The following is a 25,341-nucleotide window of genomic DNA, read 5'->3' as shown; positions in this document are numbered from 1 at the left end:
TTGTTCGTTTTCGTTCAGTGTCAGGCGCGTAAATCGCAGGCAGAGTAACCTATGACAAGAGCTTTTTCATCATTAAATCCTTTAGGTTTAATAAGTTTGCTATAAAAAACCACCTCGTTAGCAGCCCGTTTTTAACTTACTGATTATAGGTAACTTTGGGAAATTCACTGCCGAATAGCGTGAGCTGGTGTTTAAAATACTTCACAGAAACCCCTATTGCGCTTATGCTCAGACGTATTCTTGTTTAGTAAATTAAACATTATGATGAATGTGACCCCGGATTATGAGTGCGATGTATTAATTGTTGGCAGCGGTGCCGCCGGTCTGTCGCTGGCGTTACGGCTGGCGAAGCATTGTCAGGTGACCGTACTCAGTAAAGCGCAGGTGAATGAGGGTTCAACGCTCTATGCTCAGGGCGGTATTGCTGCGGTGTTTGATGAGACGGATAGCATTGAGTCGCACATCGAAGATACGCTGATTGCTGGCGCAGGTTTATGCGACCGTGATGCGGTCTCGTTTATTGCCAGTAATGCCCGGCATTGCGTACAGTGGCTGATCGACAACGGCGTCGCGTTTGATCTCGACCCGCAGGCAGCGGGCGATATGCGCTATCACCTGACGCGCGAAGGCGGCCACAGTCATCGTCGCATCCTGCACAGCGCTGACGCCACCGGTCACGCGGTTGAAACCACGCTGGTGAGTCAGGCGCTCAGCCACCCCAACATCCGGATTCTCGAACGTACCAATGCGGTCGACCTGATTCTTTCAGATAAAATCGGCCTGCCGGGCACACGCCGGGTGGTCGGTGCGTGGATCTGGAACCGTAATCGCGAGCGGGTCGAAACCTGTCGGGCACGAGCCGTTGTGGTCGCCACCGGCGGTGCCGCCAAAGTCTATCAATACACCACCAACCCCGATATCGCCTCCGGTGATGGCATCGCCATGGCGTGGCGCGCGGGCTGTCGGGTCGCCAATCTGGAATTTAACCAGTTCCACCCAACCTGCCTGTTTCATCCGCAGGCGCAGAATTTCCTGTTAACCGAAGCGTTACGCGGTGAAGGTGCCTGGCTGCTGCGTCCCGATGGCAGTCGTTTCATGCCCGATTTTGATGAGCGTGCCGAACTGGCTCCGCGCGATATCGTCGCACGGGCCATCGATCATGAAATGAAGCGGCTGGGTGTCGACTGTATGTATCTGGATATCAGCCACCAGCCTGAAGAATTTGTTCGCGCGCACTTCCCGATGATCTATGAGAAGTTGCTGACGTTTGGCTTTGACCTGACCAAAGAGCCCATCCCGATTGTGCCTGCCGCCCATTACACCTGTGGCGGTGTCATGGTCGATCAGCATGGTCAGACTGACGTCAATGGGCTCTATGCCATCGGTGAGGTGAGTTACACCGGCCTGCACGGCGCTAATCGCATGGCTTCGAATTCACTGCTGGAGTGTCTGGTTTATGGCTGGTCTGCGGCAGAAGCGCTGATCAAGACGCTGCCCGCCATTGAAGCCGTTACTGCATTGCCTGCATGGGATGAAAGCCAGGTCGATGACGCCGATGAGCGCGTGGTAATACAGCATAACTGGCACGAGCTGAGGCTATTTATGTGGGATTATGTCGGTATTGTCCGCACGACCCGGCGTCTGGAGCGGGCGTTGCGCCGCATTAACCTGCTTCAGCAGGAGATCGACGAATATTATTGCCATTTCCGCCTCTCCAATAATCTGCTGGAGCTGCGTAACCTGGTCCAGGTCGCTGACCTGATGGTGCGCTGCGCGCTGGAGCGGAAAGAGAGCCGTGGCCTGCACTTTATCCGCGACTACCCGGATTTACTGCCAGAGGCGCTGCCGACCATTCTGACACCACCGGGCTACATGAAGAGGTAAAACTCCCGCGTCAGGCTGCACCACTCATCGGAATAGCGGGTGTCCGGCGCGCGGATGGCCAGACGCTCCAGTAACGTTTCACCGGCCTGCGGTGAAAAAGCCAGCACAACGCGATGTGGTGGACGATGGGCATATTCCGCCACGTCCAGCCGGAAACGCAGATGCCAGCCATCCGCCTTAGCCAGATCGATAAACGCCTGGCCGGAAGCCGAGGGCAGCACGACACAGAACATCCCCTCCTCTTCAATCAGTAACGCGGCACTGCGTAAGAGCGTCTGATGGTCGAGCGAAGCCGTCGAGCGTGCGCTGTCCCGCGCCGCGGTAGAGCAGGCCACGCCCGGCGCGAAATACGGGGGATTGCTGACGATAAGCGAGTAACGTTTATCACACTGCTCAGCCCAGCCGGCGATATCCTGCTGATGCACCCGAATACGTTCGGGCCACGGCGACTGCTGCACATTCTCCTGCGCCTGCCCTGCGGCTTCCGGTTCTAACTCAACCGCATCGATTTCAACCGGCGACGGCGTGCGCTGTGCCAGCATCAGCGCGATAAGCCCGCTGCCGCTGCCAATATCCAGAATGCGCCTGACACCGGCAACGGGCGCCCAGGCCCCGAGCAGAATGGCATCGGTGCCCACTTTCATCGCACAGCGATCGTGTGCGACAAAAAATTGTTTAAAGGTAAAACCGTTCTTGTTTAACTGTGGCCGTTCACGCGGCTTATCCTGCATCATTCGTCACTACCATCGTTTTTTCCTGCCGTACGGCAGCGCATGAGTGTAACGTGACAACAGAGGGAATTCACGCGACAGACACCCCCAGGCGCAGCCGAAACGGATTAACAGATGAAGATTCAGTCTGATCTGTCTATAATCAGCGCCCCAAACTGAGGTAGACCATGACAGTAACCACATTTTCCGAACTCGAACTCGACGAAAGCCTGCTACAAGCGTTGCAGGAAAAAGGCTTTACGCGCCCAACAGTGATCCAGGCTGCTGCAATTCCGCCCGCACTGGAGGGTCGTGACGTTCTGGGTTCGGCACCTACAGGGACCGGGAAAACCGCCGCGTATCTGTTACCGGCGTTGCAGCACCTGCTTGATTTTCCGCGCAAGAAATCCGGACCACCCCGCATCCTGATTGTGACCCCAACACGCGAACTGGCGATGCAGGTTGCCGATCATGCGCGTGAACTGGCGAAACATACCCATCTGGATATCGCCACGATCACGGGCGGCGTGGCTTACATGAACCATGCCGAAGTGTTCAGCGAAAACCAGGATATTGTCGTCGCCACCACCGGTCGACTGCTGCAGTACATCAAAGAAGAGAACTTTGACTGTCGCGCCGTAGAAACCCTGGTACTGGATGAAGCGGACCGCATGCTTGATATGGGCTTTGCCCAGGATATCGAAACCATCGCGGCTGAAACGCGCTGGCGTAAGCAGACCATGCTCTTTTCCGCCACGCTGGAAGGCGACAACATTCGCGACTTCGCCGAGCGTCTGCTGAACGATCCGGTAGAGCTGGAAGCGGACCCGAGCCGTCGTGAGCGCAAAAAAATTCAGCAGTGGTACTACCGCGCTGATGATCTGCAGCACAAGACAAAATTACTGATTCACCTGCTGAAACAGCCGGATGTGACGCGCTGCATCGTGTTCGTGCGTAAGCGTGAGCGTCTGCATGAGCTGGTGAGCTGGCTGCACGAAGCGGGGATTCGCAGCAGCTATCTTGAAGGCGAAATGGTGCAGGCGAAACGTAACGAAGCGATTAAGCGCCTGAGCGAAGGACGCGTTAACGTGCTGGTTGCTACCGATATCGCGGCACGTGGCATTGATGTTGAGGATGTCAGTCACGTCTTTAACTATGACATGCCGCGCACCGCAGATACTTACCTGCACCGCATTGGGCGTACCGGTCGTGCGGGCCGTAAAGGCATCGCCATCTCACTGGTTGAAGCGCACGATTTCGTCCTGCTGGGCAAAATCACCCGCTATGTTAACGAGCCTATCAAAGCGCGTGTGATTGATGAGCTGCGTCCGGAAACGCGTGCGCCAAGTGCCAAAACCACGGGAAAACCGTCGAAAAAGGTACTGGCCAAACGTGCAGAGAAGAAAGCCAGCGAAACTGAAAAACCGCGGGTGAAAAACCGTCATCGTGATGCCAAAAATGTCGGCAAACGCCGCAAGGCAAGCGCCAGTACGCCAGCTAACGAGAATGCGGAATAAATCATCGCCGTCATAAAAAAATCGCCTCAATTGAGGCGATTTTTTTTATCTGATAATCAGTAATAACCTTTTCACACTGTTTTTCATGCCAGCGCGTTTTCTTTAAGGCGCGAGCATAACAATGCCGGACGTTAAACTTCTTATCTCGTTAATAATTAAGCTAAAGATTGCTGTGTGCGCTTTGCGCTTATTTTCATCACCTGATTAATCAGACTGCTTAAAGACTTTCAGTAAAGGTACGGGTGATGACGTCGCGCTGCTGCTCTGGTGTCAGTGAGTTAAAACGCACGGCATAGCCGGAAACACGAATGGTCAGCTGCGGATAGTTCTCAGGATGTTTAACCGCATCTTCCAGTGTTTCACGACGCAGAACGTTGACGTTCAGATGCTGTCCACCTTCAACCCGCACCTGAGGTTTAATTTCAACCGGCACTTCACGCCAGGCAAATTCGCCCAGTTCGCTGAGCGCGACAACCTGGTCTTCTTCATAGCCCGCTTTTGCACACAGGCAACGCGCCTGGGCTTTCTCTTCGTCCAGCAGCCAGAATGAGTTCAGTAACTGTGAGTTGTTTGATTGCGTGATCTGGATACCCGTGATCATCATTGCGTCTCCCGAATAAAACGTGAATACATCAAATTTGAGGCCCCGGTATAGCACTCTTTATTCCAGGCCTCTTTGACCTGTATCAATACGAATCAGGCATTCAGGCGGCTTTAACGCTAACCCGTTGATCTCAAACCCGCTGCCATTAAAAAATAATTTGTATTATTCAAATTATTTTTGCCTTCAGGTCGACAGCAGGAACAGCTAAGCTTACGACACTAACGTTAAGGGAGTTGAACATGGCTGAAAAGCTGACCTGGCACGACGTGCTGGCTGAAGAGAAAGAGAAACCCTATTTTATTGAGACGCTGAAGCAGGTCGCCGATCGGCGCGCCGAGGGTGTAACCGTCTATCCGCCGCAGAAAGATGTGTTTAACGCCTTTCGCCTGACAGAACTGGGCGACGTCAACGTTGTGATCCTGGGTCAGGATCCCTATCACGGGCCGAATCAGGCGCATGGACTGGCTTTTTCGGTGCTGCCCGGCGTTCAGGTGCCGCCCTCACTGCAGAATATCTATAAAGAGCTGGCACAGGATATTCCCGGCTTTGAAAAGCCCAACCACGGCTTTCTTGAGAGCTGGGCAAAACAGGGCGTGATGTTACTCAACACAGTGTTAACGGTTGAAGCGGGTAAAGCCCATTCTCATGCCCGATTCGGCTGGGAGACCTTTACGGATAATGTGATTGAGGCGATTAACCAGCACTGTGAAGGGGTGATTTTTTTACTGTGGGGTTCGCATGCCCAGAAGAAAGGCAGCATTATTGATCGCAAGCGCCATCATGTGTTGCAGGCACCGCATCCCTCGCCGCTTTCCGCGCATCGTGGCTTTTTCGGCAGCAAACACTTTTCGACCACCAATGAACTGCTGAGCGCAGCCGGTAAAAAACCGGTGGACTGGACGCCGGTCTTACCGGATTAACGCCAGAAAGCACACGGCCGCGTCAGTGCGCGGCCGTGTGACAGGATTCAGGCGTTGAATCAGCTTTTAGCTTTAGAAACCGCCACCATCGCCGGACGCAGCAGGCGACCATTCAGCGTATAGCCACGCTGCATCACCAGCATGACATGGTTAGGCTCAAACTCTTCAGACTCCATCATCGACATTGCCTGATGCACTTCCGGGTTAAATGGCACGCCCGTTTCGCCTACCACTTCAACACCGAATTTACGCACGGCACCCAACAGGCCTTTCAGGGTCAGCTCAATCCCTTCGATCATGGATGCCAGCTGCGGGTCTTCTTTGTTTGCCACTTCCAGCGCACGTTCCAGGCTGTCGATGACTGGCAGCAGTTCGTTGGCAAACTTCTCCAGCGCAAATTTATGCGCCTTCTCAACGTCCATTTCGGCACGACGACGAATGTTCTCAACTTCAGCCTGCGCACGCAACTGGGCATCGCGCACACCGGTTTGCGACTGCGCTAATTCAGCTTCGAGCTGAGCAATACGCTCATCACGCGGATCCACCTCTGCTGCTGTCTCCGCTTCCTGAGGTTGCTGCTGATCCTGCTGAATTTCGTCTGAGACTTGCTCGTTTGGGGTGTTCTGTTCTTTACTACTCATGAATTTCTCCGCGTTTTGCACATTCATTTCGCTGGTTGGCTTATTATGGGGATTGGTATGACGGATTCAAGGGAACCTATCACATTGCCTTGCCGTTTTGGCTTATAAGGAACACCGACCAGATGAACAAACACTTTAACTGCATTGGGATTGTGGGTCATCCGCGCCATCCTACTGCGTTAACCACGCATGAGATGCTCTGGCGCTGGCTGACGGCCAAAGGTTATCAGGTGATCGTTGAGAAGCAGATTGCCCAGGAGCTGTCGCTTCACGACGTACAGACGGGCACGCTGGCGGAGATTGGTCAGCAGGCTGATTTAGCCGTCGTGGTGGGTGGTGACGGCAATATGCTGGGCGCAGCGCGGGTGCTGGCGCGTTATGACATCAAAGTGATCGGCATTAACCGCGGTAATCTCGGTTTTCTCACTGACCTCGATCCGGATAACGCACAGCAACAGCTGGATGAGGTGCTGCAGGGCAACTATTTCGTCGAGAGCCGCTTTCTGCTGGAAGCGCAGGTGTGCAAATCGGACTGCTCGCCCCGTATCGGCTCTGCCATCAATGAAGTGGTACTGCACCCTGGCAAAGTGGCACACATGATCGAATTTGAAGTTTACATTGATGAAGTGTTCGCCTTTTCCCAACGCTCAGACGGGCTGATTATCTCAACGCCCACCGGCTCTACAGCCTACTCACTCTCGGCGGGCGGCCCTATTCTGACGCCGTCACTGGAGGCGATTGTGCTGGTGCCGATGTTCCCGCATACGCTTTCCGCGCGGCCACTGGTGATCAACAGCAGCAGTACCATCCGTTTACGCTTTTCTTCACGTCGCAGTGACCTGGAGATCAGCTGTGACAGCCAGATTGCGCTGCCCATCCAGGAGGGCGAGGATGTACTGATTCGCCGCAGTGCCGGTCATCTTGATTTGATCCATCCCAAAAACTATAGCTATTTCAATACGCTGAGTTCGAAACTGGGCTGGTCAAAAAAATTGTTCTGAAAACCGGCCTCGCCTCTTTACTGGATAAAAAACCAGTTTATACTGTATGAAAAACCATATGTGTTTATTCATACAGGTGAACCTATGCTGGCCCAACTGACCATCAGTAATTTCGCTATCGTTCGTGAGCTCGACATTGATTTCCAACGCGGCATGACAGCTATCACGGGTGAGACCGGTGCCGGCAAGTCTATCGCCATTGATGCGCTGGGATTGTGTCTGGGCGGTCGTGCTGATGCTGACATGGTGCGTCAGGGTGCCAGCCGGGCTGACCTCTGTGCTCGCTTTCAGCTTAAGTCCTCCCCTTCTGCCCAGCGCTGGCTGGTCGATAATCATCTGGATGAGGGCAACGAGTGCCTGCTGCGCCGGGTGATCAGCGCTGACGGACGCTCCCGTGGCTTTATCAATGGCACAGCAGTGCCGCTCTCTCAGCTGCGCGACATCGGCCAGTTGCTGATCCAGATCCACGGTCAGCATGCCCATCAGCTTCTGCTTAAACCTGATCATCAGAAACATCTGCTGGATGCCTATGCCGGTCACGACGAGCTGCTGCAGCAAATGCGCGCCAGCTATCAGACCTGGAATCAGAGCTGCCGCACCCTGGCGCTGCATCAGCAGCAGGCGCAGGAACGCGAATCACGTCGCGAGCTGTTGCAGTATCAACTGAAAGAGCTGAACGACTTCGCACCGCAGCCGGGTGAATATGAGCAGATCGATGAAGAGTACAAGCGTCTGGCTAACAGCGGACAACTGCTGTCGACCAGCCAGCAGGCACTGCAGCTGTTAGCAGACAGCGATGACACGAATCTCAACAGCCTGCTCTATACGGCGCGTGAGATGATTTCTGAACTGACTTCGCTGGATGAGAAGCTGAACGGCGTGCACAACCTGCTGGAAGAAGCCGCCATTCAGCTGACCGAAGCCAGCGATGAGCTGCGTCACTACTGTGACAGTCTGGATATGGATCCCAACCGCCTGTATGAGCTGGAAAAGCGTATCTCACGTCAGATCGCGCTGGCCCGTAAGCATCACGTCACGCCGGAAGGTCTGCCCGAACTGCATCAGCAATTGCTGGCAGAAGCGGAGCTGCTCTCACAGCATGAAAGCGATCAGGAGAGCCTGCAGTCACTGGTGGGTGAACATTATCAGGCCGCGCTGAAAAGCGCAGAGCAACTGCATCAGCAGCGCAGCCACTTTGCTGACGAACTGCAGCAGCTGATCACCCAGAGTATGCATCTGCTCTCCATGCCGCACGGCCAGTTTAAAATTGCGCTGACCTTTAATCCGGATCAGCTCACGGCAGACGGCGCGAGCCGCGTCGATTTCCAGGTCACCACTAACCCAGGCCAGCCACTGCAGCCTCTGGGCAAAGTGGCTTCGGGTGGTGAACTGTCGCGTATCGCGCTGGCAATTCAGGTGATTACCGCGAAGAAAATGGAAACACCGGCGATGATTTTCGATGAAGTGGATGTCGGCATCAGCGGCCCGACCGCTGCCGTGGTCGGTAAACTGCTGCGTCAGTTGGGTGAATCGACCCAGGTGATGTGTGTGACTCACCTGCCGCAGGTGGCCGGTTGTGGTCATCAGCACTTCTACGTCAGCAAAGAGACCGATGGCGCAATGACTGAAACCCATATGCAGCCACTGGACAAGCGGGCGCGTCTGCAGGAACTGGCGCGACTGCTGGGCGGCAGCGAGGTCACACGCAATACCCTGGCCAACGCAAAAGAACTTTTAGCCGCATAGCAGCGCACTTTTTTAACCCTCCGTGGTCATATGCTTGCTCTGTAGAGGTTTCCAACAGCGAAAAGGTTTATTATCATCGGCACTTATGTCGCCAGAGTAATAAAGCCTGCCGCAGGCAGAGTTCAGATTTTGATGGCAAGAAAGCCGCCTTTAAAAGGCGTTTGGCCCCGGAAAAGGAATGTATAGATGCGCTGTAAAACGCTGACTGCCGCGGCAGTAGTAATGTTGATGATGACCGCCGGATGTTCCACCTTAGAGCGCGTGGTCTATCGTCCTGATATCAACCAGGGGAACTATCTGGTTGCCAACGATGTGGCCAAGATTCATACCGGTATGACACAGCAGCAGGTGGCTTACACGCTCGGTACGCCGATGATGAAAGATCCGTTTGGCAGCAACGTCTGGTATTACGTTTTCCGTCAGGAGCCAGGTCATGAGGGCGTAAAACAGCAGACGCTGACGCTGACCTTTGATGGTAACGGCGTTCTGACTAATATCGACAACAAGCAGAATCTGTCACAGAACAACGACTGATTGCCCGTAAGATTGTCAGAAACAACAGACAGCAAAAAGGCGCACTGAGCGCCTTTTTTTATGCCGGGTATCCGCTGTATCTGATGGGATAAGGGCTTATTTTTTGCTTTCTGCCGCTCGTTCTGCGCGCTGCCGGCGTAACTCTTTAGGATCGGCAATCAGCGGACGATAGACTTCGATACGATCGCCCTCATTCACCACATCATCCAGCTTCACTGGCCGACTGTAGATGCCGACCTTGTTACTGGCGAGGTCAATCTCACGACGCAGTTCAAGTAGTCCTGATTTGAGGATGGCCTGTTCAATCGTGCTGCCCTGCTCCACTTTCACATAGAGCTGATACTGCTTTTCAGGCAAGGCATAGACCACCTCGACGGAGATATCAGGCACGGTAAACCTCTTTAGCGCGCTGTGTGAAAGCCTGCACCATGCTGTTGGCCAGCTCTTTGAAGATCCGCCCAAAGGCCATCTCTACCAGCATATTGGTAAATTCGAACTCCAGGCTTAACTCAACCTTGCAGGCGTCATCGCCCAGCGAGACGAACGTCCAGCCGCCAGTCAGCTTGCGGAACGGACCATCAACCAGTTGCATATGGATGCTCTGGTTATCCGTCAGGGTATTGCGGGTGGTAAACGTTTTGCTGATGCCCGCTTTCGACACATCCACGGACGCCGTCATCTGATTCTCAGACGCATCCAGCACGCGGCTTCCGGTGCAACCCGGCAGGAATTGCGGATAGGCATCCACATCATTTACAAGTTGGTACATCTGCCCGGCACTAAACGGGACCAGCGCCGAACGACTAATCTGAGCCATAATGGTTCCTGTTCATCACAAAACCGCTGAATAATAGCATTTTCAGCGATTAAACAAAAATGTCCCCGAGTGAGGGTGTGCTAGAATATCCCGTTTCCTGCCGCCCCGCTGGACTGGGGATGCGATAACCGACTAAGTGATGTAAAATACGCCGCACTATGACAAAGAAAAAAGCACACAAACCCGGTTCTGCCACTGTTGCCATGAACAAACGCGCCCGCCACGAGTACTTCATTGAAGAGGAGTATGAAGCGGGATTGTCGTTACAAGGATGGGAAGTTAAGTCACTTCGTGCCGGTAAAGCCAACATCAGCGACAGCTATATTCTGCTGCGCGATGGCGAAGCCTTTCTGTTCGGTTCAACCTTTCAACCCTTAGCCGTTGCCTCCAGCCATGTGGTCTGTGACCCGACGCGCAGCCGTAAACTGCTGCTGAAGCAACGTGAACTTGATTCACTGTATGGCCGCGTTAACCGCGAAGGCTACACCATCGTGGCGCTGTCGCTGTACTGGAAAAACGCCTGGTGCAAACTGAAGATTGGTGTTGCACGCGGTAAGAAAGAGCACGACAAGCGCGACGATATCAAAGACCGTGAATGGAAACTAGATAAAGCACGTATCATGAAGAATTCAAAGCGTTAAGCACTGGATTTTGATTTGTTTTGTTGCTAGTATTTGAAGTTCTGGGGCTGATTCTGGACTCGACGGGATTGTGAAGCCTTAGGAGCATGCCGAGGGGCGGTTTGCCTCGTAAAAAGCCGCAAAAAAATAGTCGCAAACGACGAAAACTACGCTTTAGCAGCTTAATAACCTGCTTTTAGCCTTCTCTCCCTAGCTTCCGCTCTTAAGACGGGGATCAAGAGAAGTCAAACCCAAAAGAGATCGCGTGGATGCCTTGCCTGGGGTTGAAGCGTTAAATCCAATCAGGATAGTCTGTTAGTGGCGTGTCTGTTCGCAGCTAACCGGCGAATGTAAAAACTGACTAAGCATGTAGTGCCGACGGTGTAGTAATTTCGGACGCGGGTTCAACTCCCGCCAGCTCCACCAAAATTCTTGGATGATGGTTACCAGAACCATCATCGAAGTCCTGAAAGCCCGCAAGGTGAAAGCTTTGCGGGTTTTTTTGTGTCCATAGCAGTCCACTGAGAGTGGCTAGAATCCACGCCAAATGACACCCTGTTTTCGCCCCAGCCCCATGGGTCCAAAATCTGAGGGGCCGAACATGCCGAAAATCGTCACTAAACTCAATAATAATCAAATCAAAAACACTAAGCCTGCCGAGAAGGAAGTGAACCTCTTTGATGATGACAGCTTGTTTTTGCGCATATCGCCGATCATGAAAGGTGGCATGAAAACTGGTACTTCAGGTATGCGACTCCTGTGACTAAGAAACGAACGAAAATGAGTTTGGGTACTTACCCTTACCTTATATTCGCGCAAGATAGCTCTCTCAGAGATCAGTACCTTGCCCTACTCGCCCAGCAGATTGATCTGCAAACGCATAAGACCGACAAAGCGAATGCATTAAAAGCGTCCACTGAACACACCTTGTAGGTGGTGGCAAGAAAGTGGCTGGAAGAGAAGAAAAGAACGTCAGTGATTTTAGAAGATCATGTAGCTGATATCTGGCGTAGCCTTGAACGTAACGTCTTCCCTGGATTGAACAATGTTCCGATTAAAGAGATTCGGCCCAAACTCTTGAAGCATCAGCTTGATCCAATCGAACAGCGCGGGGGGTCTTGAAACCCTGAGGCGCATTATCTCCCGGCTAAATGAAATTTTTCGTTGAATAGCTACCAAGGAACTGATTGAGTTCAATCCCGTTGATATCTTTGCAGAGCGCCTTCAAAAATCTAAAAAGAAAAATATGCCAGCATTACCTCCTTCAGAATTACCAGGCTTTTTGGCTACATGTAATTTTAAAAGCACATATTTAATGCGGAAATGTTAGCATTAAAGAACTATTGCTAAAAATTAAAAAACCAGAAGCCTTACCAATACCGGTCCGGTTTGTATAGAGCTTGGGTAATGAGTTACAATCTGACTATCGTAAGACAAATAAATAACATTCATTATGAATAAAATGAAAATCGAAGAAATGCTTTTAAAAGAGGGGTTTACACAAAAAGAAGTCTCTGTGATACGCCAGCATGCTGATAAAAACGGTTATCCTTATCCCTGGCTCCTTTCACAGTTAAAGAAAAGATTCATAGCTGCAATGATATTAATAGCTATCCTTCTCGCAGGACTCATTTATACCATTCGCAGCGGTACACAAGAAAACCTTGTATCTTATTCGATAACACTGTTAGCAGGCTTCACAATTCTGTATATTTTTATCCCGTTGAAGCCCGCACACAAAGCATTTAAATTTTTGCGAAAACACTCTCATATTTTATAAAGTCGATAATGAACATTTTCATTTATTTAATCGAAGAATCGCACTGCCTTTTCCCCCTACTGCAATACATTCACCACTAGAGACATCTATATAATATTTAACTGGATTAGGCATACTTTCCATCATCCATGGAAGATCTTCAGAAAATTTTAAATCTGAGGTTGAAATAACCCAAACAGATTTGCCATCAAAAGACGCTCTCACAGCCTCATGAAAACGTTCGTCCCAACCATGACCTGTTTCCCTTGCATATTCTTTGGCAATTTCAACAGCTTTATTTTGCGATATCATTGCTGAACTCCATACCAAACATTATACATCAACCCTCCAACCACTACTGGACCCAAAAGAATACCTGCGGTTTCATGCCGCAATAATGTATAGGTAATTTCGTAAGTATTTCCAAGAGGGAACTTGAAGCCTTCAATGATATATTCCCTACTCATCCTCTGGCTCTTAATAAGCCAATAGTTTCAGCAAGTGACTCTTCCAGGTATCGTAATATATATGATTTATTATATGCGCTTTGTCTCATGAAAACCCTAAGTTCTCTAAATAAATAGAACTTAGGCGCAATTGCCATGTGTACCTGTTCATGATAAAGAGTTGAAAGCATCTGCAAATATGCGTCATCTTTCGACATTGCGCCAGGATAGTAGTTGCGTCCTACTTCTACGTCCCCCAGGGTTTTGTGCGTCCCTGAACGACGTCACTATGCTTTGTGATTTTTATCTTAGGAGTATAACGCCAGCCTCCATTGCGAGGGAGGTTCATTTTCCTTCCAATATCGCTGCTGTATCTGGGCATTTTTACTCCCCTGAAAGGAGTCTTAAATGTATCACCAGGCTTCTTCTTCAAAAGAAGTGCTAGGACAGTATTAACGCCTATCAGAGTGATCGCGTCTGCTAAATCCTTAGCAGCAACGTCAAGATCTCCTTCGCTACGAGCTGCGTTAGTCTTCGTGGCAAAATCAAACAACTTCTTAGCCGCTTCAAGCGCTACGCCCCCTACTGCTACCCAGCCTACAATGAGAAGCACTAAATCAGCGATTTCACCAATCCCAAAAAAGTGCGCACCAGCCCAAACCACGATGACCCCCGCCATAGTTGCTAATGCTGATGGGGTGACCATAGCAAGAAGCTGTTGACCTACGTCAGAGGGTAAGAGCACTGCCGCTTTAGAAATGGCTAGCTGTAGCCTTGACTGTATATCGCCAGGGATAACTTCCATTCTCTATCCTCAGTTATATGTTAAGCTGCCTGCAGAATAACTCTTGAATACTGCATTATCCAGTAGTTTTGCTTATCATCTTTGTTTGACCTGATCGAAGAAAAGATATCCACTTATCATTTAGCTTTTAAAAAATTCATTAAAAATGACAGAACTAAAATAGTCATTTAAATTAACAATCCAACCTAACCCTCAATAATAAAAACGTTAAAATCCGAAAAAAATATAATGATAGTTGATATTAAATTTGAGAAAGCAAACAAAAGGCAATCACGATAATTCTATATTACTAACTGAAGGTTGTATCTGATACTGGGAGTAGATCAAAACCTACCCAGTCGCTCCCTGGTACATGAATGGTCTACAGTGGGGCTGGCATGATATTCAAGTTATGCAGGCAATGCAGCAAAAGCGGCAAAGTTCTTGAAATCAGGTGGTTACATAGGAATGGGGTTTGCCTTTGCTGGACCACGAATGACGTACTCAATGCCTGCGTTAAAGGACGTGAGAGCGAATGTAAAAGAACCGCATTCAAAGAGTATGGTAAGTTTGGTGCTTCGACCTTAACGGGTGTGGGAGCTGGCGCAGCCGGTTCTTTCGCAGGTGTAGGTGTATGCGCAGCAATAGGGATCGCCACAGCAGGAACCGGCGCGGTAGTCTGCGCTTCTGTTGGCTCAATAGCTGCGGGCTATGATATGCAGGTGCTAAAGCGAGTGATTCTGTAATGGATACTATCTATGAATACATGGGAATTTGAGAAATGAAATCGGTCCTGATGGTCTTGATTATGCTTCCTTTAGTTTGCTTAGTAGTAAGTGTTATTTTGTATCTGATTAACAGGTCTCGCTACAAGGAATTGATCTCAGACTTCCAACAAAAGCATACACTTCCCCCCCCTTACTTGTTGCACTGCAATATGGGATATAGAGGTTCACCTCTAATGGCCTATTTTTTCATGCGATTAAAACAAAACAAAAAAATCTTATTTTTAAACAGGAGCGATAATGCTTATAATTTTGCACATGAAAGTCAAAATATAAAAAAGATAAATACTCTCAAACCGCTTTACTATACTTTTGCATTTGGTTTTTCATGCTGTTTGCTACCTGGACTTATTGTGATTTTTATCCAACTTCATATTATTTAATTTTTCCAGTATGGAGATAGTCATGGAACAAACTCTCTCGGTAAAGCTTATTGAGAAAAGTAAAGCGACTGATTTTCAGCAGGCCGTTTCTGAAGTATTAATCGATAACAAACCGACGGGTATCACTATAAAAGGACAGGTACTCGAAGCCTCCGTTAAAGTCGACAATGATAGGTATATTCTTTTCACAACGGATGATGTGATCTTTGAAGAGTTTCTTACTGTTACTCTCATCAGCCTGAGTCAGGGTATTGTTGAAAGTTTGCAGGTTGGCAATGCATATTCGTCAGGTTCTTTCGAGGCGCTGTCTGTCAATCACGAAATCATTGAGTTCAATTTCATTGGCGGGTCTGTCTGGACAATTAAAGTGAACGACTCACCAAAGCTCCGTATCCCTTTCTTTTCGGATCCGCGTGGCGTAAAACGCTCTTCAGGTCTGAAAGCGTATCTGAAGATAGATGCAAAGCCATCGCCCTCCCCTGCATAAAAAACCATTTAGCAAAAGCAATTGTTATACATTTAGGTGTACCAACAATTTTATAATCAATAATTTTCATTTAAATTCACAAAGATAAAAAATCCATTCAGACTTCGCCAGCCAAATAAATTAAAGGGTTACGTTCCAGTATTCACCACACAGCCAGATCACATAGTGGTTAAAGGATCACCAGCAATTACTCCATAGAGCACATCCTTGAGATATGCTGGTTTTGATAAGAGAAAGTACGCAATAAAAAAGGCCATGATTAGTATCATGGCTTTAGCGTTTAATATCATAACTTACAGATTATGTGACATAATAATCATGCTTCACCTTTTAGCTTATCCATTAGATAAGCGATAAACCAGGCCAGTATGAAAAAACCAAAAAAACCAACAATCTTTAATGGCCAGCCTCCAAATATAAACAACGAGAAAAATGCTGCGAAGGAGCAGATCCCCGTGGAAAAAGCTTCAACCACATTAGTAGTTTGTATACCTATGAACTTACCGAATTTTAGTAGAAATGATTTTGCAGAGTTCATTCTGTATACCTTTACACATTAATGTATGGCTGTTGATGTACATCAGATAGGGTTCAAGTGGCTTCTCAACAAGAAAATAGACCATATCCAAATTCAGTCGGGAAACCTTAGAATAAGTCTTTAGGAATCTGCTTTGCATCCGTCTTGATGCGAGTGAAGCCTCTTCGATTAACCCTTGAATCATGAGAAGGTTCAACGATAGCGACGAACCAACTCTCACAAACCGCTTAAAGGTCTCAGCAGTAACAATACGAGTTAATATTTTTTTAGCTATAAACTGGGCCAGAATAAATTGTGAACCTACCCTTCCCCCTAGCCTGCCAGCACCATAACCCAGTTTACTATCAATAGCTTACTTACTCTCATTATCGAGCTTTGCATAAAAATCGAAAATCACAATAGTAATCAGCTATCGGATTGGTTCATGCCTGCCTGTATTGGCCTTAACCAACCGCATAAATCGTTCTGTTTCCCTTCGATTCCGGTTCTTAAGATCGCTCCCTGCAAGGCCGCTACCCTGCCACGTTCTTTTAACTCCCTGATACATGCCCGAAGGAATCGATGACATACCATCCACAATTCCATAAGCAATTTGCTTTGCGTCCATACTCTTCCTTATAAGTAAATTATGTCCCGGGTTGAGAATATCTAATCTGACGCAGGATTTCCATTGGAACTATATTCCAGCACCACCACTAATTAGACCCCATGTTAAAAATTGATTTATATAGTTATTTAACGATTATAATTATAAACATGTTATCTAAAAGACGATCCATTTAAATATACATAAACAGAATTATTTTAAGCTATAAAAATAAGTTATGTTTTTCTTTAGCTCCTTTTGGAGATCCTATTACTAAAAATTCCTGAAATTCTTTTCACTCTTTTCAATTGTCGAACTTTGGCAGAAACTCAGCAGCGGCTGGCCTGTTGTGCGGTTTCGCGGCGTCCAGGCGATTGTCATGGTGTCGCTGTTCAGCTGCATCTTTGTGACCCGCTGGCCGTGCACCTCCACGCCCGGACGCAGTGACTGGACACAGGTACGGTCAGCAGAAGAAACTATATCGAAAGCGCTTTTCGCTAACCGTGACGAAATAAAATCGGTGTTGAGCGGAGGCAGGCTGACTATTCGCAATGCATCTGGCAAAGCAATCGGCTATGGTTTCCGGCGCGGAGGTAGCCAGCGAATAGTCATGAAAAATGTGAGAGTTGTTATCGAGTTTCAGCAATATAACGGCAAACCCTACTACCTTCTCACAGCATTCCCGGATTTATAGGTAGAAAATGCAAAAATTCCACTTTCTTGACCAACTGATTTTCGGTTATTTCAATCAGGACGCAGACATCATCAATGATGGCGAGGATACGATCAAAGGCATCGTGCGGCTTTTCAAAAAGTCAGTACCAGACTGGATGCTTAATGATCTCGTTGAAGAAGTTGACGATTTTATCTCAGCCTATGGTGGCAATGTCGAAGAGGAATTCAGGAAACGATATGGGTTTGATTTTGCCCCTGAACTTTGGGAAACCACTGCTCATGAATTCCTGATGACTGTTCGTCAGATCTCTTCAGAGAAATAAGGCTTTCAGGAGTACATTTTCCTGGTTGATGATTACCCGATCCATCATCAAACTCCCTAAAGCCCCGAAGATGAAAACCCTACGGGCTATTTGCGTTTCCAGTTTTTTCATACAGCCTGAATCTACCCATTCCATACCCAATCTTTCAGCCACCGGTTAAAGCTCTTTACGACAGCCCCTCTCAGCGCATCATCCTAAAAACCAAAACCACCGGCTACCTTTCTGACCACCAGCGCTTTCCCACGCACCATCTCAGCGCACTAAATCTTTGCACTTCATCACACTAAACCTCTAAGCCATCTTATTACATGTTGATATTAATGGTTATTTTTGTTGGCACATTTTCTGCTTAATTCTCTTCTTACACCTATGTACCGGCATATCGGTCTCAGTAATCTGGCATTAGCAGCAGGCAAAGGTTTGGAACTGCGCAATGCCAGAACAGTGTGTAAACAGAGCAGACTGATTTCAGCTGTGTAGCAGAGCGTAAAGTGGAGACATAATAATGACCTCGATAAGCGAACCGGTGGTAATAGCGAAAAACAGCAAATGGGTGCAGCTTCTGCTTGGACTCATTTGCATGGCGGCTATTTCCAGCCCGCAGTACGTCTGGACGCTGTTAACCAAACCGATGATTGCCAAACTCGGCGTCGGGCTGGCGGAACTGCAGGTCACGTTCTCGCTGCTGATTATTCTGCAGACCTTTTTTTCACCCTTCCAGGGCCGGCTGGTTGAGCGCTTTGGTCCACGTCTGCTGATCTCCATCGGTACGCTGATGGCGGGCTTCAGCTGGGTAATCGCGGCCCGGGTCGATAGCCTGACGGCTCTCTATCTGGTCTATGGCTGCCTGGGCGGACTGGGGACGGGGATTGTGTATATCGGCGTAGTGGGACTGGTGATGAAGTGGTTTCCACAGCAACGCGGTTTTGCCGCCGGAACAGTGGCGGCAGGCTATGGCATGGGTGCGATTTTTACCACCTTCCCGATTTCCATTTCTCTTAATAGCTACGGGCTGGAACAGACGATGACGACATTTGGTCTCATCTTCGCCGCTGTGGGCCTTCTCGCCAGCCAGAACCTGAGGCTGCCTGAAAGCAGCGCGATGATGCCGGTCAGCAACACATCGTCACCCGTACGAGGCCAGCGCCAGTTTAAATCCAGAGAAATGCTGCGCCAGCCGCTGTTCTGGCTGATGTTCATGATGATGACAATGATGTCGACCTCAGGGTTGATGGTCACTTCGCAGATGGCGATTTTTGCCGAAGACTTCGGCATCAGCAAAGCTGTCGTTTTCGGTATGGCCGCCCTGCCCCTGGCGCTGACCATCGACCGTTTCACCAATGGTTTGACGCGCCCGCTGTTTGGTTTTATTTCCGACCGCTACGGCCGCGAAAATACCATGTTTATTGCCTTCGCACTGGAAGGTGTCGCGATGACGTTGTGGCTCGCCTGCCGTGAAGATCCCGTGCTGTTCGTACTGCTTTCAGGCGTCGTGTTCTTCGGGTGGGGTGAAATCTTCTCGCTGTTCCCCTCCACACTCACCGATACTTTTGGCAGTGAAAATGCCTCCACGAATTATGGCTGGCTCTATATGTCTCAGGGAATTGGCTCGATCTTTGGTGGGCCGCTGGCGGCGCTGATGTATCAGCACACCCATAACTGGCACCTGGTCTTTGGCTGCGCGATTACCTTCGACTTTATCACGGCCGGTCTGGCGTTGTGGGTGCTCAAGCCCTGGCGTGCACGCTTTATGCACGCGCAAAATAATCGTGCACATTAATTGTCGGTGAGTGACATCGCTGAATGAGATCAGAACTGAACAGGCATCTTCTGCGTTCTTACAATGCATCGTCAGGACGGACTGATTCTGATGTCAGGCTCTGATGGAACCCGTAGTAACCACTTAAAGCGCAAAAACAGCCGGGACTGCTGATGTCCCGGCCGGCGCTGACGATCAGAAACTGTAATCAACAGCCGCGAAATATCTGCGGCCATCTTCGTTATAGCTGTAGTCGTCGCGGTTGAGATCTTTATCGGTCAGGTTCAGAACGCCAGCACGGATTTTCACCGCTTTGTTCACCTGATATGACCCGCCGGTATTCCAGGTGGTATATCCGCCTGGTGTTGCATTGCCATCGGTCACCGTGCGGCTCTTGCCTTTGTAATTCGCGGAAAGATAGAAGCTCCAGTCCTCCAGCGGTTTCCAGTCAAGCGTCGCATTTGTCGTGTGGAACGGCAGTTCAGACAGCGGTTTGTTGCCGCCGTTACTCAGATCGCGGGCGTCATTGTAGGTGTAATTCAGCCGGAGATTCAGCTTGTCGGCGACCGGCAGACCGAGCTCCGTTTCCAGCCCGCGGATCCGTGCTTTATTCACGTTGTAATAGCGGAAGATCGGATTGCCGCTGGCATCAAATCCGGCAAAGTTTGGATAGGATGGCGCCAGACTGCGGTTGGCGGTGCGGATAACCGTAATCATGTCGTCAATGTCGTTCTGAAACACCGTCGCGCTGGCGGTAACATCTTCAAGCCACCCTCTCTGACCGGCGTAATAGAGTCCGAACTCCATGCTTTCGCTGGTTTCTGCTTTCAGATCCTTATTGCCCACCACATTGCAGCTCCCGCGGCATGAACCACTGAGCCAGTCCGGGCTCAGTTGAAGCAGAGAAGGCGCTTTGAAAGCGGATGCCCAGCCGCCTTTCAACGTGACCGTATCGGTGGCGTTGTAGACCAGATAGGCACGCGGGCTCCAGTTGACGCCGTAGTTCTCGTGGTCATCCATGCGTACGCCGCCAGTCAGCGTCAGGTTTTCGAAGATGTGCCATTCATCTTCCAGGAACAGCGCATACTGATTAGCCTGCACGCTGCCGCCATTTTTCATGTTTACCGCATCTTCCAGCTTATCATTGCGGTATTCACCGCCGAACGTCAGGAATTGAGTGTAATCACCCAGCGGGATCACGACTTTGCCGTCGAGAGAATTGTTTTTCGAGGTAATGGTTTTGGCGTTTTTATTTTCGATTTTTTCACCGTAAAAACGCAGTTCGGTATTCGCCACTCCCCAGCGGCCAGCGTGGCCGAGCGAGTAGTTTTCGCGCTCGATACGGTTTTTATCCAGCGTGTCGGAATCCCGATCCTGACGATCCATCCCGTAACCGAACGTGATGTCCTGATCTTTATCCGGCGTCAGTGAGAATTCCACATTAGCATTACGCGATGTGTAACCTTCAATGCGCGGCTGACCAGTGCTGCCACTGGCGGAACTGGCCTGATCTTTATTGCGTTTACCCAGCGCACCATAAACTTTCACGCCCAGTAAATCGTCAACCAGCGGGCCGCTGGCAAAGAAATTGCCGTTGCCGCTGTCACCGCGATCGCGGTGTTCCTGAACGGTGGTGTCTGCGCTCAGCGTGCCATGCCACTGGGTGCCGACTTTACGGGTGATGATGTTGACCACACCGCCCAGCGCATCGGACCCATATAAAGAGGACATTGGCCCGCGCACCACTTCAATACGTTCGATCGATTCTGCCGGGATCCAGCTCAGATCAAAATCGTTATGGCGGAAGACGGCGTTGCGGGAATTCACGCGTTTGCCGTCGACCAGGATCAGCGTGTAGCTGCTGCCCAGTCCGCGAATGCTGACACCCTGTCGGTTATCGCTTTCATTGGTGAGCTGTACGCCGGGAACGTCTTTCAGCACCTCTTTGAGGTTTTGTACCGGTTTTCTCTGCAGATCTTCGCGAGTGATTACGCTGATACTGGCGGGGGCATCTTTGAGATTTTGTTCGACAGAGGAGGCTGTAACCACCATCTGATCTTCATTTTCTTTTACCTCGCTGGCCTCTTCCGCCATCACCGGCATCGTGGCAGTAATCAGTTGTGCAAACAGCCCCGCTTTAACGGCAGGTGTAAAGTTAGTCTTAACCATTTCTTCTCTCCGAGAGGTAAAACGCCCCGGCAGCCGGGGCAAAGTTCCTTTTACTCTGTCCAGTAAGTGCCGGTCGGTTCGACAGCGAGGAACTGTTTATAAAGTTGTTTTTGTGTTTTCTGCGGATCGAGCCCGGCAAACTTTTGCGGATAAAATGCTTTGGCAAAGTACTGAACGGCCAGCACGTTATAGGGAGAGTTGTAATAGTTATGCCAGATGCCAAAACTGCGCCCCTCTTGCACGGCTTTCAGCGTGCTGATGCCTTTACGCGCCAGCAGCGGCTTCAGGCTGGCGCTCGCCTGTTCTGGTGTGGTCTGCGCGCCCAGCACTAAACTGACCGGCTGCGGATCACCCGCTTTCGGTGGTCTGGCACCTCCACTGACCAGATAGACATCCGGCTGCGCGGCAATGACTTTTTCCAGATTCACCTGACCGAGCGCGCCCGGCAGCAGAGGTTTAGCGATATTCACGCCACCCGCCAGATCGATAAAATCACCCATGTTGCCGTTACCGGCTGAGCGGCAACATTCATCTGCTGTGGAGGCCCGCAGTTCGATAAAGACTTTCGGTTTATCCTGCATCGGGATATCGCGGGTGACATCGGTGACGCGTTTAATATTCTCCTGATAGAAGCGGATGTACTCCTGCGCCTGTTTCTCGCGGTTCAGTACTTTCCCCAGCAGTTCCATACTCGGCAGAGTGTTTTTGAGCGGAGAAGTGCGGAAGTCCACAAACACCACGGGCACACCGGCGTTTTGCAGCTGTTTCACCAGCTCACTTCCTTTGCCGGGACCGTGCCCCGACAGACCGAAAATCGCCAGCTGCGGATTCAGTGTCAGCACTTTTTCCGGGCTGATGGTGTCGGCACTGGTCGTGCCGATCAACGGAATGTTGTCGATTTGCGGGAACTTCGCCCGATAGGTGGCGTAGGTTTGCGGGTCAAGTTTACGGAAATCGCCCTGCCAGCCGACGATTCGGTCAAACGGTTTCTGGCCCTCAAGCAGCGAAAGAGCGAAGAACAAGCGGCCTTCTCCGAGAACCACACGCTGAACATCATCCGGCACGGTAACCGTGCGTCCCGCAACGTCTGTGACGGTGACCGCCTGTGCCGTTACACTAAGCAAACCGAACGTGAGGCCTGCGAATCCGGCAGCTACCTGCTTGCCAGAAAGCACTTTTACTAATTTCTGAGGATAATTCATCTTCTTCCGATTCCTTTGCGTTTCCCTGAAGAAGAACGAACAATAATGTAAACGATAACTATTATCAATTACATTTACATTTGTACGCAGCCCGGTGATTGAGCGCACTAAAGCGCCCATAAACAACGGTCAGAGAGTCACAAAACTGAAAGATGAAAAGCGTGAACGAGGCTGCGCATTCCATTACGGCAGTCTCGTGATCATAAAAGCAGAAACCGCTCAGCGGAAGAACCATTGCCGGAACAGCTTGATTTTCGTCTGAATCACCAGGACTGAGTCTGTTATTTTTTCTCTTTCCATCACCCTCAGGTGACTTAACAGGAACGCTGAGAAAGTCAGGTGTGGATTTAAACGGTCAAACCCACACAAACGGTCATAAACAGTCACGCCATAGCAACAATGTCTATATAGTTTATTAACCCTTTTGGTGATTGCTACCTGCCGTATAAGGCTAATTATGTGAGCAAAATCACTAAATAATGTAATGAGCCGCAATATTTTTCATGAAATATTTCGACTTCATCACCTTATAAACGCCAGCGAAATTTACCCACGTGGACTCCTGCCCAGTCCACATTTTCCCGTGTCTGCTTCCAGTACTTTATATCCATCGGAGGATAAGTATGTTGCCGATTGAAAGACAGCAAAGAATTATTAATGAGATTAATATAAATGGCCGGGTAATTGTCTCAGAACTGGTCACTCTGTGTCAGGTTTCACAGGAAACTATTCGGCGTGATTTAAGCCAGCTTGAAAAGCGCGGTTTATTACAACGCAGCCATGGCGGCGCCGTTCTGATAAAAAAACAGAACACTGGCACACAAGGAAATAGCAGAATCGCTAACCAAAGTGAATTAACTTTTCGGCAGCGAATTAACGAGCACGTTGATGAAAAAATGATTATTGCCAAACGCGCGCTCGACTTTATCAGCCCCGGCGACTGTATTTTACTGGATAGCAGTACCACCTGCTGGTATCTGGCGCGACAGTTGCCAGACATTGAATTAACGGTATTAACCAATTCGCTGCGCATCGTACAGACGCTTGCCGCTCGCGGCAGTATTCGCACTATCTGTCTGGGCGGTGAATATTCCGATCGTGATGAGGCTTTCCATGGGGTGGTGGCTGAGCAACCACTACGGGAATTTCAGATTAATAAAATATTTTTTTCCTGTAGCAGTCTGGGTAACGACGGATATTTACGCGAAGGCAATGAGAATAATGCACACCTGAAACAACAGATGCTGCTGGCCGCCGAAAAAAAACATCTTTTAATGGATGGCAGTAAATTTCTGCGGCCCTCGTTCGCCCGGATATGTCATTACCGCGATGTCGATTTTCTTATTACTGACCAATTAAAAGATAAAGAGCTTGAACAGGAACTGGCGTGGAATGGCGTTAATGTCATCGTCTGTTCACAGCGTTATCAATCCATGCAGCTAATTAAAAATTAACCCGGAGTCTGTATGAAAAAACATCTTATCGCCTGCTCTTTACTTGCTCTGTTTGCCGCCACGGGCGCGCAAGCTGCTGATAAATTGCGTATGGGTATTGTGGTCAAAATTGGCGGTATTCCCTGGTTCAATGCCATGGAAACCGGCATTAAAAGTGAAGCAGCGAAGCGCGGTATTGATGCGTGGATGGTCGGCCCTACTGCCGCTGACCCGGCACTTCAGGTGCGTGCCATTGAAGATTTGATTGCGCAGAAAGTCGATATCATCGGCGTAGTCCCCAACGATCCAAAAGTGCTGGAGCCGGTGCTGAAACGGGCACGCGATGCCGGTATCGAAGTCATTACCCATGAGTCTCCCGGTCAGCAGGGCGCCAACTGGGATTTTGAACTGGTCGATGCGACAACCCATGGCATCAATCATATGAAAGCACTGGCGAAGTGCATGCACGATGAAGGCAAATACGCCATGTATGTGGGCAGCCTGACGGTGCCGCTGCATCAGCAGTGGACTGACGCCGCACTCGCTTATCAGAAAGAGCACTACCCCAAAATGCAGCTGGTCACCGACAAATTTGGCGTTGGTGAATCACTGGATGACTCCATCCGTACCACAAATGAGCTGATGTCTAAATATCCGGATCTGAAAGGCATCCTGGCGTTTGGTTCGCAGGGGCCAATCGGTGCCGGACGTGCGGTCATGAACCGTAAAAAAATCGATCAGGTTTGTGTCCTTGGCTCTTTCAGTCCGGGACAGGGTGCCTCCCTGGTTCAGCGTAACGCCATCAAAGGCGGCTACATCTGGAATCCTGAGACCGCAGGCGAAGTCTTTGTGCGTATTGCCGACATGATGCAGAAGAAAGAGCCGATTACTGACGGCATGACGATTGAGGGGCTGGGCAAGGTAAAAGTGGATGAAAAGACCCACACCATTCTCGGTAACAACACAGAGGGTCTGGATAAAGAAAACCTGCCAAAACTGGTAAAAATGGGGCTTTGAT

24 protein-coding genes, 1 other RNA gene and 2 pseudogenes are annotated in these 25,341 nt (G+C 49.8%); 17 read left to right on the top strand and 10 right to left on the bottom strand.

Going from position 1 to position 25,341, the window contains the following annotated elements; all coding sequences use genetic code 11:
- Positions 1-264 precede the first annotated feature (264 nt).
- Entirely contained in the window at positions 265-1,884 is a 1,620-nt protein-coding gene (gene nadB / locus EE896_RS04860; RefSeq protein WP_164913094.1) for an L-aspartate oxidase, read from the top strand.
- Here nadB and trmN read toward each other — a convergent pair.
- On the bottom strand, positions 1,869-2,618 hold the full coding sequence (gene trmN / locus EE896_RS04855) for a tRNA(1)(Val) (adenine(37)-N(6))-methyltransferase TrmN (protein WP_140915743.1): 750 nt from the start codon (positions 2,616-2,618) through the stop codon (positions 1,869-1,871). The genes nadB and trmN overlap by 16 nt on opposite strands.
- 164 nt (positions 2,619-2,782) lie before the next feature.
- Between trmN and srmB the strand changes: the two genes are divergently transcribed.
- On the top strand, positions 2,783-4,111 hold the full coding sequence (gene srmB, locus EE896_RS04850) for an ATP-dependent RNA helicase SrmB (protein ID WP_140915744.1): 1,329 nt from the start codon (positions 2,783-2,785) through the stop codon (positions 4,109-4,111).
- Between the two features lie 217 nt (positions 4,112-4,328).
- On the opposite strand, the gene grcA is transcribed toward srmB, so the two are convergent.
- The gene (grcA, locus tag EE896_RS04845) at positions 4,329-4,712 is read right to left on the bottom strand and encodes an autonomous glycyl radical cofactor GrcA (protein WP_008926720.1); all 384 of its coding nucleotides are present in this window, start codon (positions 4,710-4,712) and stop codon (positions 4,329-4,331) included.
- A gap of 242 nt (positions 4,713-4,954) precedes the next feature.
- On the opposite strand from grcA, the gene ung reads away from it, so the two are divergent.
- A complete protein-coding gene (ung, locus tag EE896_RS04840; protein WP_003848587.1) occupies positions 4,955-5,635 on the top strand; it encodes a uracil-DNA glycosylase in 681 nt (226 codons plus the stop codon).
- A 59-nt stretch (positions 5,636-5,694) separates the two neighbouring features.
- Here the strand turns inward: ung and grpE are convergent, their stop codons facing one another.
- On the bottom strand, positions 5,695-6,276 hold the full coding sequence (grpE, locus tag EE896_RS04835) for a nucleotide exchange factor GrpE (RefSeq protein ID WP_003848585.1): 582 nt from the start codon (positions 6,274-6,276) through the stop codon (positions 5,695-5,697).
- 122 nt (positions 6,277-6,398) lie between these two features.
- Between grpE and nadK the strand changes: the two genes are divergently transcribed.
- The 3 genes from nadK to bamE all read left to right on the top strand — a co-directional run bounded on the left by nadK (position 6,399) and on the right by bamE (position 9,557).
- The gene (gene nadK / locus EE896_RS04830; RefSeq protein WP_003848582.1) at positions 6,399-7,277 is read left to right on the top strand and encodes an NAD(+) kinase; all 879 of its coding nucleotides are present in this window, start codon (positions 6,399-6,401) and stop codon (positions 7,275-7,277) included.
- A gap of 84 nt (positions 7,278-7,361) precedes the next feature.
- Positions 7,362-9,023 (top strand): DNA repair protein RecN, encoded by a 1,662-nt coding sequence (recN, locus tag EE896_RS04825; RefSeq protein ID WP_140915745.1) that lies wholly within the window; start codon positions 7,362-7,364, stop codon positions 9,021-9,023.
- 186 nt (positions 9,024-9,209) lie between these two features.
- On the top strand, positions 9,210-9,557 hold the full coding sequence (gene bamE, locus EE896_RS04820) for an outer membrane protein assembly factor BamE (protein ID WP_003848578.1): 348 nt from the start codon (positions 9,210-9,212) through the stop codon (positions 9,555-9,557).
- 96 nt (positions 9,558-9,653) lie between these two features.
- On the opposite strand, the gene EE896_RS04815 is transcribed toward bamE, so the two are convergent.
- On the bottom strand, positions 9,654-9,947 hold the full coding sequence (locus EE896_RS04815; protein ID WP_008926723.1) for an RnfH family protein: 294 nt from the start codon (positions 9,945-9,947) through the stop codon (positions 9,654-9,656).
- Positions 9,940-10,374: a type II toxin-antitoxin system RatA family toxin gene (locus EE896_RS04810; protein ID WP_033761455.1), complete on the bottom strand. Its 435-nt coding sequence runs from the start codon at positions 10,372-10,374 to the stop codon at positions 9,940-9,942. The genes EE896_RS04815 and EE896_RS04810 overlap by 8 nt, the downstream gene beginning before the upstream one ends.
- Before the next feature lie 158 nt (positions 10,375-10,532).
- Between EE896_RS04810 and smpB the strand changes: the two genes are divergently transcribed.
- The 4 genes and pseudogenes from smpB (at position 10,533) to EE896_RS04790 (ending at position 12,774) form a co-directional block, all read left to right on the top strand.
- Positions 10,533-11,015: an SsrA-binding protein SmpB gene (smpB, locus tag EE896_RS04805; RefSeq protein WP_003848573.1), complete on the top strand. Its 483-nt coding sequence runs from the start codon at positions 10,533-10,535 to the stop codon at positions 11,013-11,015.
- Between the two features lie 43 nt (positions 11,016-11,058).
- Positions 11,059-11,420, top strand: a transfer-messenger RNA (tmRNA) gene (gene ssrA, locus EE896_RS04800).
- Between the two features lie 175 nt (positions 11,421-11,595).
- A pseudogene (locus tag EE896_RS22355) lies at positions 11,596-12,279 on the top strand (phage integrase central domain-containing protein); the annotation flags it as partial.
- A 177-nt stretch (positions 12,280-12,456) separates the two neighbouring features.
- Positions 12,457-12,774, top strand: a complete 318-nt coding sequence (locus EE896_RS04790; protein WP_140915746.1) for a hypothetical protein — start codon at positions 12,457-12,459, stop codon at positions 12,772-12,774.
- 18 nt (positions 12,775-12,792) lie between these two features.
- On the opposite strand, the gene EE896_RS04785 is transcribed toward EE896_RS04790, so the two are convergent.
- The gene (locus tag EE896_RS04785; RefSeq protein ID WP_140915747.1) at positions 12,793-13,065 is read right to left on the bottom strand and encodes a hypothetical protein; all 273 of its coding nucleotides are present in this window, start codon (positions 13,063-13,065) and stop codon (positions 12,793-12,795) included.
- 381 nt (positions 13,066-13,446) lie between these two features.
- Positions 13,447-14,004, bottom strand: coding sequence for a hypothetical protein (locus EE896_RS22545; protein ID WP_238343229.1), 558 nt, complete (start codon positions 14,002-14,004; stop codon positions 13,447-13,449).
- 327 nt (positions 14,005-14,331) lie between these two features.
- On the opposite strand from EE896_RS22545, the pseudogene EE896_RS22540 reads away from it, so the two are divergent.
- Positions 14,332-14,761, top strand: a pseudogene (locus EE896_RS22540) (hypothetical protein); the annotation flags it as partial.
- A 412-nt stretch (positions 14,762-15,173) separates the two neighbouring features.
- Positions 15,174-15,638 carry a hypothetical protein gene (locus EE896_RS04775; protein WP_140915748.1) on the top strand — a complete coding sequence of 155 codons (465 nt, stop codon included), beginning with the start codon at positions 15,174-15,176 and terminating at the stop codon, positions 15,636-15,638.
- A 316-nt stretch (positions 15,639-15,954) separates the two neighbouring features.
- On the opposite strand, the gene EE896_RS04770 is transcribed toward EE896_RS04775, so the two are convergent.
- On the bottom strand, positions 15,955-16,176 hold the full coding sequence (locus tag EE896_RS04770) for a hypothetical protein (RefSeq protein ID WP_008926744.1): 222 nt from the start codon (positions 16,174-16,176) through the stop codon (positions 15,955-15,957).
- Positions 16,177-17,168: 992 nt separating this feature from the next.
- Between EE896_RS04770 and EE896_RS22350 the strand changes: the two genes are divergently transcribed.
- From EE896_RS22350 to oxlT, 3 genes are all read left to right on the top strand, one after another.
- Positions 17,169-17,456 carry an RNase A-like domain-containing protein gene (locus EE896_RS22350; protein WP_238329310.1) on the top strand — a complete coding sequence of 96 codons (288 nt, stop codon included), beginning with the start codon at positions 17,169-17,171 and terminating at the stop codon, positions 17,454-17,456.
- Positions 17,457-17,463: 7 nt separating this feature from the next.
- On the top strand, positions 17,464-17,760 hold the full coding sequence (locus EE896_RS04765) for a contact-dependent growth inhibition system immunity protein (RefSeq protein ID WP_140033128.1): 297 nt from the start codon (positions 17,464-17,466) through the stop codon (positions 17,758-17,760).
- A gap of 505 nt (positions 17,761-18,265) precedes the next feature.
- The gene (oxlT, locus tag EE896_RS04760) at positions 18,266-19,540 is read left to right on the top strand and encodes an oxalate/formate MFS antiporter (protein ID WP_140033127.1); all 1,275 of its coding nucleotides are present in this window, start codon (positions 18,266-18,268) and stop codon (positions 19,538-19,540) included.
- Between the two features lie 174 nt (positions 19,541-19,714).
- On the opposite strand, the gene cirA is transcribed toward oxlT, so the two are convergent.
- Positions 19,715-21,688, bottom strand: coding sequence for a catecholate siderophore receptor CirA (gene cirA / locus EE896_RS04755; protein ID WP_008926747.1), 1,974 nt, complete (start codon positions 21,686-21,688; stop codon positions 19,715-19,717).
- A gap of 50 nt (positions 21,689-21,738) precedes the next feature.
- The gene (locus EE896_RS04750) at positions 21,739-22,890 is read right to left on the bottom strand and encodes an ABC transporter substrate-binding protein (RefSeq protein WP_008926748.1); all 1,152 of its coding nucleotides are present in this window, start codon (positions 22,888-22,890) and stop codon (positions 21,739-21,741) included.
- A gap of 623 nt (positions 22,891-23,513) precedes the next feature.
- Between EE896_RS04750 and EE896_RS04745 the strand changes: the two genes are divergently transcribed.
- Together EE896_RS04745 and EE896_RS04740 are read left to right on the top strand one after the other, a co-directional pair.
- Positions 23,514-24,344 (top strand): DeoR/GlpR family DNA-binding transcription regulator, encoded by an 831-nt coding sequence (locus tag EE896_RS04745; RefSeq protein ID WP_008926749.1) that lies wholly within the window; start codon positions 23,514-23,516, stop codon positions 24,342-24,344.
- 12 nt (positions 24,345-24,356) lie between these two features.
- Positions 24,357-25,340, top strand: a complete 984-nt coding sequence (locus EE896_RS04740; protein WP_140915749.1) for a substrate-binding domain-containing protein — start codon at positions 24,357-24,359, stop codon at positions 25,338-25,340.
- Position 25,341: the final 1 nt, after the last annotated feature.

It is taken from the genome of Pantoea eucalypti (genome assembly GCF_009646115.1).
In the GTDB taxonomy this organism is placed as follows: domain Bacteria; phylum Pseudomonadota; class Gammaproteobacteria; order Enterobacterales; family Enterobacteriaceae; genus Pantoea; species Pantoea eucalypti.
The sequence above is the reverse complement of the archived record's forward strand: the minus strand, read 5'-3'. Positions and strand labels throughout refer to the sequence as shown.